Source organism: Nitrosomonas communis (assembly GCF_024102715.1).
GTDB lineage: Bacteria > Pseudomonadota > Gammaproteobacteria > Burkholderiales > Nitrosomonadaceae > Nitrosomonas > Nitrosomonas communis_B.
In genome coordinates this window covers 1-2,831 of sequence record NZ_JAGFJM010000056.1, presented here as the reverse complement: position 1 = coordinate 2,831, position 2,831 = coordinate 1, and the positions used below count along the sequence as shown (strand labels likewise).

4 protein-coding genes are annotated in these 2,831 nt (G+C 46.8%); all 4 read right to left on the bottom strand.

Annotated features, from left to right (window positions below; all coding sequences use genetic code 11):
* The coding region (locus J5I83_RS05625; protein ID WP_304054012.1) for a minor capsid protein at positions 1 to 821 on the bottom strand (821 nt) is incomplete at its 3' end.
* Positions 822 to 840: 19 nt separating this feature from the next.
* The gene (locus J5I83_RS05620) at positions 841 to 1,269 is read right to left on the bottom strand and encodes a hypothetical protein (protein WP_304054009.1); all 429 of its coding nucleotides are present in this window, start codon (positions 1,267 to 1,269) and stop codon (positions 841 to 843) included.
* A complete protein-coding gene (locus J5I83_RS05615; protein WP_304054007.1) occupies positions 1,250 to 1,420 on the bottom strand; it encodes a hypothetical protein in 171 nt (56 codons plus the stop codon). Before J5I83_RS05615 ends, J5I83_RS05620 begins: the two co-directional genes overlap by 20 nt.
* Before the next feature lie 3 nt (positions 1,421 to 1,423).
* Positions 1,424 to 2,831, bottom strand: a 1,408-nt coding sequence (locus J5I83_RS05610) for a DUF4055 domain-containing protein (protein WP_304054004.1), incomplete at its 5' end; no start/stop codon positions are given.

The following is a 2,831-nucleotide window of genomic DNA, read 5'->3' as shown; positions in this document are numbered from 1 at the left end:
ACTCCCGTGATGTCACCACTGGCCGTTATATAAGCGTCCCCAGGTAGACAATTAATGTGTGCGGGAGGTCTAGGGCCTTTATCCATCGGAAATATACGGCCGGATAGGCTGCGGCAGGTTTGAGAAGTCCTGCTGTCCAGCGTGCTGACCCATCTCACGCCCTTGATAATGTCGCTATTTCTCTCCCATGTGGCCTGCCTGGATTGACTGGATACATGCTGCAACGCTGTCCTGGTGATGATGTCAGCATCGCGTTTTGATAGTGCCATTAGGCCATCTGAAAACTTTGCCTTTGCTGTGCCCCTGATCCTGTTGATCACCTGCTGCGTAGTCTGCCCTTGAGCAAACCCGAGCCTTATTGCACCTTCTACGCGCCTGATGGTGTTATCAGGTAGTTGCTCGAAGAATTGATCAAGCAGCGCCCCACCATCAATCCCGTTAACTGACAATGGCCTGGTGAATACCGCAGCAGCAATCTGCCCTTCTGTGGGCAAGATAAACTCACGGTTGATGACTACGCGATCCAGCGCCTTCTTTTCAAACTCCGCTTCATACTTTCCGACTTCAACCAGGTTTGTTTTCCATTCTGAGTGATAGTCCTGATAGATTTCCTTGATGATCTCTCGAACAAGATCAAGCTGTTTCTCAAGCCGCGCACGGGTAAACAGCGTGATATCTGACCTGGACAGCTGCTTTATTAAATCCTCGTTAAGCAGCTTGAGGAAATTGTCGAACGATTTGACCTCATGGCTTTTGAGTTTCTCGTAATGCACAGCGTGTCTTGTTGCTATCTCGATGAGTTCAGCTGATGCGGTGGCCATCTTTTTTTATTCTGAGTAACTACCGCAAAACAAAAGTATTAACATTACCACCAGTCCAGCAGTCTCTTTTAATTGTGGCTTTAACCGCGCCCTCTGCATGATACCCAGCGTCCATAAAAGCCAGTGCAAAATGACTGCCAGATCCGATAGCATACGAGTTTTCCCTCCTTAAAGGAGATTTCCAACAAACACCTTTGTCATCGACGGATGATCTATATAAAACTCCGTCATGCAAAGCAATGCTCTCAACGTCCAGGCTGACGTTATTATTTGGTTTTCCAAAATACGCATCAATGAACGCAGGGTAATCAGACACAGTGCCACTCATGAAAAATATAACCCCATCTACTTCTATTTTCTTATCAAAATCATCATCGTAGATAAGATTCCCCACCATCAGCCTTGAGTCATACGCAATTATTCCATTCTTATAAGCTATCGTTGTCATTCTTTTCTTCCGGGTAATATTCACATTCCACCGCTATCGGCTGTCCCCATTTAAATCGAACTGAAAATTCGGCACATTCATTTGGAATGGATAATTTTTCTTTTAAGAAATCCACCACTTCTTTGCCTTTTCCTTCATGAGTAAACAACATAAATTACTCCTCACCCAAATTGACCATTGCCTCGCTACTCACATTAAGTTCATCCTGAAAATCCTCCAGCGTCTTCTCCTTGTCTGTCAGATCACGTTTCTTGAGGTAATCATGATAATCAGCCGCAGGAATCGCGCCCTGCACAAAACCTTCAATCATTACGCGCAGCTCATTGGCATCCATTTGATGCGTCACGAAGTCCATCGTTGTTTTGTAATAAGCTTTATTTGTGTCTGCGTTCATGTAGCGCCCGCACCAGCCGATTGCTCTTGTGTAGGCTTCAGATAGATTGCTTGAAATGAGGGACAATGTGCTATGCTGCACCTCTTGATCGCCTGATACCTCGGTAGCGGTTCTCGCCTGACCTGATGGCTTAAGCAGTCTAGCCCCAAGCATAATCATCTGATCAATTTTATCCAGCATCGCTTGCCGCACCATTGGATTCGGTGGGGCCGATGCAAAATTAAACTGCTCGCCACTCGGCACACCGAGAAGATTTCTTGAGCCTACATACATATTGTTATGTTGCAACATATCGATATGATCTTGAGTAATGCCGCTCATCCACGGTTGCGCCTGCCCGGTGTACCATACGCTGTCCTCATAATCCGCGCTGTTTCGATACAGGCCGATATTCAAATCAGTCATGCCCAGCATCGCCGGATTGTCTACGGAGGAATCATTGTCCTCGGATCCTGCAAAAGTGAAGGGGATTTCATCCCAAGTATTGCCGTTGCCATCGGTAGGCGTGAATGCATCCATCACAATCCATTCATCTTTGTCGTTCTTTTGCCAAAGCCGCTCGCTATAAACACCGCCCTCCAGAAACATCTCGCGGATGGTGTCTTTATACTCGATCTTGTAACCGTCATCGCCAACAACCTCGGTTTTATCCATTATCACAACAAGAGACAGAACGGATTTTGCGCCTATATTTGTTCTGCGCCAGTTGATTATCTGCCTTGCGTCATGGCTTTGGATTGTAGCGAATACGCGCCCCTCATTTATATCTGCCATGCTCGCGCCGCGCTCTGTTCGCGGAAAGCTCACGGACAGCCCGGCCCTGGATACACGGATTAAATCAAGCGCCACTTTCTGCGATTGCTGATAGATGCTATTCCCCGATCCATCGCAGTTAGTCTTGATGTACTCAAGTTGAGCAGGCAACTCTAATTCAGGCCATTTTGCAAACAGCATGGAAAGCATCCCTACGACAGTGTGCTGCGTCACCGGGTGAAAGATCGCCCTCTTTCTGTATTGCTCGTTGCGTTGCCTGTTTTCATCGCTTAGGTCTTGCGGGTTCAGCGTAATCAGGTAATCAGCCACGTTTTCAATCTTGCTGATATCGCTGATCTTCTGCCATATCGGAAAATATTTATTGTATTCAGGGTGCTTGAAGTCTATCGCCATG

Bases quoted from the DNA above. Each gene is read 5' to 3' on its own strand.
- J5I83_RS05620 (WP_304054009.1), bottom strand. From the start codon at position 1,269: ATGACAACGATAGCTTATAAGAATGGAATAATTGCGTATGACTCAAGG.
- J5I83_RS05615 (WP_304054007.1), bottom strand. From the start codon at position 1,420: ATGTTGTTTACTCATGAAGGAAAAGGCAAAGAAGTGGTGGATTTCTTA.